The organism is Carnobacterium sp., from assembly GCF_032094055.1.
GTDB lineage: Bacteria > Bacillota > Bacilli > Lactobacillales > Carnobacteriaceae > Carnobacterium_A.
In genome coordinates this window covers 3,541-5,109 of the sequence record NZ_DAMDAK010000111.1, presented here as the reverse complement: position 1 = coordinate 5,109, position 1,569 = coordinate 3,541, and the positions used below count along the sequence as shown (strand labels likewise).

Here is a 1,569-nt window from a genome sequence, read left to right as displayed (position 1 = left end):
GCCTGCAAAGCAGTTCCAGCACCTGTGATCCCTCCACCGATAATTAAGACGTCCAATGTTTCTTCTTTTAATGCTGTGATATCTTGTTTTCTTCGTTTGATGGAAAAAACCATGATTCTTTTTCCTCCTTTTATGCTTCTGGTTTAAAGATTTGGGTCGCTTTGACCGCTAGCTTCCAGTTTTTGTATAATTTTTCGCGTTCTGCTTCTGACATTTGAGGTTCAAAGGTACCGCCTTCTTCGTACATGTCTTTAATTTCATCCATACTTTCCCAGAATCCTACAGCTAAACCAGCTAAGTAAGCTGCTCCTAAAGCAGTGGTTTCTAAGTTGTGGGCGCGTTGCACTTTAGTTCCCAAGATGTCTGCTTGGAATTGCAATAGCCAGTCGTTGTTAGCAGCTCCGCCATCTACTTTCAGTAGAGGAATGTCAATGCCAGCATCTTTATTCATCGTGTCAATAACGTCACGTGCTTGGTAAGCAATCGATTGTAAGGTCGCTTTGACAAAGTCTTCTTTCGTTGTGCCACGATTTAATCCAAAGACTGCTCCGCGCGCATCTGAATCCCAGTAAGGCGCACCTAGTCCAGTAAAGGCCGGAACGACGAAAACTTCATTGTCGTTTTTAGACGCTTTAGCCAAAGCTTCTGAGTCAGCTGAATTTTCAATCATTTTCAATCCGTCACGCAACCATTGAATAGACGATCCGGCTACAAAAATACTTCCTTCTAAAGCGTAGTAGATTTTTCCATTAATGCCGTAACCAATTGTCGTTAACAAGTTGTTTTCTGATAATTGCGGTGTTTCCCCTGTATTCATGACGATAAATGAACCTGTTCCATAAGTGTTTTTCACCATCCCTGGTTCGAAAGCCATTTGACCGAATAAAGCGGATTGTTGGTCTCCTGCCATTCCTGAAATAGGTGTGTTGGCACCGTAGAAATGGTAATTCGTTGTGTTTCCGTAAACTTCTGAGTTGGATTTAACTTCCGGCATCATTGCGCGTGGAATATTTAATAAGTCTAAAATGTCTTGATCCCATTCTAAATCATGAATGTTGAACAGCATCGTCCGGCTGGCATTTGAATAGTCGGTAACGAAGGCTTCTCCACCAGTTAATTTCCATACTAACCAAGTATCAACTGTTCCGAATAGCAACTCGCCTTTTTCAGCACGTTCTTGTGCGCCTTCTACATGATCAAGAATCCAACGAATTTTAGTAGCTGAGAAATAAGAATCAATAATCAAACCGGTTTTTTCATGAATCATTTCTGAATGGCCAGCTTCTTGAAGTTTGGTTGCAATAGGTGCTGATTGACGTGATTGCCAAACGACTGCGTTATAAATTGGACGTCCTGTTTCTTTGTCCCAGATGATAGTTGTTTCACGTTGGTTAGTGATCCCAATTCCAGCGATTTCTGTTGGTTTAACACCGGATTCAATAAAGGCTCCCGCAATTACAGATTGCACTGAGTTCCAGATTTCATTCGGATTATGTTCTACCCAGCCGCTTTGTGGGAAAATTTGCGTAAATTCTTTTTGCGAACTACCGATCGTGTTCGTTTTTTTAT

Annotated in this window: 2 protein-coding genes; both read right to left on the bottom strand. The window is 41.6% G+C overall.

Annotation, left to right across the window (positions count from 1 at the left end; translation table 11 throughout):
• Window positions 1-113: hypothetical protein (locus tag RT405_RS12530; protein ID WP_313470125.1), on the bottom strand; the 113-nt coding region annotated here is incomplete at its 3' end.
• A gap of 17 nt (window positions 114-130) precedes the next feature.
• On the bottom strand, window positions 131-1,569 hold a 1,439-nt coding region (gene glpK, locus RT405_RS12525), incomplete at its 5' end, for a glycerol kinase GlpK (RefSeq protein WP_313470122.1).